General features: G+C 73.5%; 3 protein-coding genes. 1 reads left to right on the top strand and 2 read right to left on the bottom strand.

Going from position 1 to position 3,126, the window contains the following annotated elements; genetic code table 11:
* Positions 1 to 789: RICIN domain-containing protein (locus PV341_RS44435; protein ID WP_500360932.1), on the top strand; the 789-nt coding region annotated here is incomplete at its 5' end.
* A 49-nt stretch (positions 790 to 838) separates the two neighbouring features.
* Here PV341_RS44435 and PV341_RS44430 read toward each other — a convergent pair.
* Both PV341_RS44430 and PV341_RS44425 read right to left on the bottom strand, forming a co-directional pair.
* On the bottom strand, positions 839 to 2,356 hold the full coding sequence (locus tag PV341_RS44430) for a sensor histidine kinase (RefSeq protein ID WP_500360930.1): 1,518 nt from the start codon (positions 2,354 to 2,356) through the stop codon (positions 839 to 841).
* Positions 2,356 to 3,093 (bottom strand): response regulator transcription factor, encoded by a 738-nt coding sequence (locus tag PV341_RS44425; RefSeq protein WP_500330737.1) that lies wholly within the window; start codon positions 3,091 to 3,093, stop codon positions 2,356 to 2,358. Before PV341_RS44425 ends, PV341_RS44430 begins: the two co-directional genes overlap by 1 nt.
* Positions 3,094 to 3,126: the final 33 nt, after the last annotated feature.

Raw genomic sequence — 3,126 nt, 5'->3', positions numbered from 1 at the left:
CCGCCGGCTCCGCCCCCGACGTCCCGCCGGCGCAGGCGTCCCGGACCGCTGGAGCGGCTGCTGAACCTGCGCGCCCGCCACCCCTCGCCCCTGGTCTCCCTGGTGCTGGTCGTCGCCGCCAGCCTGGCGGTCACCGGCCTGGTGTACGCGACGGGCGACGACCCCGCACCGACCGGCAGCGACAGGGCACTGCCCCAGCCGCCCACGGGCTCGGTCACGGTCACCGCGACCGCCACCGCCACCGCGACGCAGACCTTCACCCCGAGCCCCGCGGGGACCCCGAGCGCCTCGGCGACCCGGTCGCCCACGCGGCCCGGCGCCGGGGCCACCCAACACGTCCCGGCGACGCGCACGCCGAGCGCCGGCCCGCCGCGGAGGGTGCCGGGCAGCAGCTACGGCCAGATCGTCAACGACGCGTCCGGCCTCTGCCTGGACGTGCGGGACGAGGAGTTCGACAAGGGCGACGACGTCATCGTCGCGGGCTGCGACTCCGGCTCCGCCTCCCAACAGTGGCGGGTGGACTCCCGCGGCCTGCTGGTCAACGGCGCGGACTCCTCGTTCTGCCTGGACTCACGCGGTGACACCGATCGCGGCCTCGGCATCTGGGCCTGCTCGTCGGTCGAGGGCAGGAACGCGCGGAACCTGCAGTTCCTGGTGGACTCCCTGGGCCGGATCCGCCCGCAGATCGACCTCGGCACCGCGATGCAGCCGGACGGCTCGACCCCCGGCTCCACCCTCTCCTTCGCTTCCGCCGGCAGCGGCGACGCGCAGCGCTGGCACGCCGGGTAGCCGGCCCGGACGGGCGGGCCACCCGGCGTGCCAGCGGTCTCAGACGGCCTCAGACGGTCTCGGGTGTCCCGGGCATCTCCGGTGTCCCGGGTGTCCCGGGAGTCACCGGTGTCTCGGGTGTCCCGGGCGTCCGGGGCGGCGGGGTCTGCGCCCCGGGCAGTCGTACGAGTGCCACGGTGCCGCCGCCCTGCGCGGGGTGGAGGGCGATGGTGCCGCCGAGCTGCTGCACCGTACGGGCCACGATCGACAGGCCGAGGCCCGAGCCGGGCAGGCTGCGGGCGGAGGCCGAACGCCAGAAGCGCTCGAACACGTGCGGCAGGTCCTCCGGTGGGATGCCCGGGCCGTGGTCCCTGACCGTGAGCTCGCCGCCGTGCAGGTCGACCTCGATCGTGCCGGCCGGCGGGCTGAACTTCACGGCGTTGTCCAGGAGGTTGATCACCGCCCGTTCCAGGGCGGACGGTTCGGCCCGCAGGTACCAGGGGGCCAGCTCGGTGGTGATCTTCAGGTCGGGACCGGTACGGCGCCGCGCCCGCTCCAGCGCCGCCTCCACGACCTCGTGGAACGCCACGGTCTGCGAGGGCGACCCGCCGGGTGCCCCGTCCGGACGGGACAGCTCCTGCAGATCGCCGATGAGCGTGGCCAGTTCGCTTATCTGGGCCTTCACCGACAGCATCAGCTCCCGGCGGTCCTCCGGGGGCAGTTCCCGGCCGGTCAGCTCGCTGCGTTCCAGCAGTTCGATGTTGGTGCGCAGGGAGGTGAGCGGGGTGCGCAGTTCATGACCAGCGTCCGCGATCAGCTGCTGCTGCAGCTCGCGGGAGGAGGACAGCGCGGCCGTCATGGAGTTGAAGGAGGCCGAGAGCCGGGCGATCTCATCGCGGCCCTCGACGGGGATGCGGACGCTCAGGTCCTCGGTGCGGGCGACGTGCTCCACGGTGTCGGTGAGCCGGTCCACCGGCTTCAGCCCCGCGCGGGCCACCCCGAGTCCGGCGACGCTGGCGCCGACCACCCCTATCCCGCTGACGGCCAGCAGGATCACGGCCAGGGTGTTCAGCGGTCCGGTCACCTCGCTGAGCGGGCGGCCCACGGAGATCGCGGCCCGCTCGGTCTGATGGCGGGAGTACTCGATCTGGGCGGGCCGCGTCAGCACCCGCATCTCCGTGCCGTCCTTCGTGGTCACGGTCTGCAGCGACTCCGACGCGTCACCCCGGACCACGGCCAGGTCGGCCTCGCTCACCGGGAGCATCTCGTCGCCGAGCACCCAGCACCCCGTGCCGTCCTCGGTGACGAGCAGCACGGACGAGTGGTTGGGGTTGAAGGCGAGCGCCCCGTCGGACGTGTCGTTCTGGGGCTTGCTCAGGCATCCGTAGTCCACGAGCACGCTCCGGGCGGCGGGGGCCGCGTTGCCCGGCGCGCGCAGCGACTCGTCCAGCTGGTCCATCAGCTGCTTCTGCACGATGAACCAGCAGGCCAGCGCGCACGCGGCCACGGCGGCCGCCACGGCGGCCGCGGTGAGGATCGCCAGCCGGGACCGCAGCGGCAGGGAACGGAAGCGCGGGATGCGCGGCATCAGCCCTTGCCCTCCGTGGAGCGCAGCACGTAGCCGACGCCCCGCACGGTGTGGACCAGGCGGGGCAGGCTGCCGGACTCGGTCTTGCGCCGCAGGTACATGACGTACACGTCCAGGGAGTTGGAGCTCGGCTCGAAGTCGAAGCCCCAGACCGCCTTGAGGATCTGCTCCCGGGTGAGCACCTGGCGCGGGTGCGCGAGGAACATCTCCAGCAGGGTGTACTCGGTGCGGGTCAGCTCGACCGGCACGCCGGCCCGGGTGACCTCGCGGGTCGAGGTGTCCATCCGCAGGTCCCCGAAGGACAGCACGCCCTCCTCGCCGTGGTCGCCGCCCGGCACCGTCGCGTACGCGCTTCGCCGCAGTAGCGCCCGCAGCCGGGCCAGCAGTTCGTCCAGCTCGAAGGGCTTGACGAGGTAGTCGTCGGCGCCCGCGTCGAGACCGGTGACCCGGTCGCCCACCGTGTCGCGGGCGGTGAGCATGAGGATCGGTGTGGTGGTGCCGCCGGACCGGAGCCTGCGGGCGGTGGTGAGGCCGTCCATGCGCGGCATGAGGACGTCGAGGACGATCGCGTCGGGCCGGTAGGAGGCGACCTGGTCCAGGGCGGCCAGGCCGTCCTCCGCCAGCTCGGTCTCGTATCCCTCGAAGGCGAGGCTGCGCCGGAGTGCTTCGCGGACCGCGGGCTCGTCGTCCACGATCAGGATGCGGGCGGGGGCCTCGCCGTTCTCGCCGGGGCTCAAGGGTCTTCCACCTCGCGGGATGGGGGTCGGGGG

Origin of the sequence: Streptomyces sp. PA03-1a, from assembly GCF_033792805.1 — a bacterium.
GTDB lineage: Bacteria > Actinomycetota > Actinomycetes > Streptomycetales > Streptomycetaceae > Actinacidiphila.
This window is presented reverse-complemented; position numbering and strand designations above follow the sequence as displayed.

Coding starts and splice junctions, on each gene's coding strand:
- PV341_RS44430 (WP_500360930.1), bottom strand. CDS start 2,356: ATGCCGCGCATCCCGCGCTTCCGTTCCCTGCCGCTGCGGTCCCGGCTG.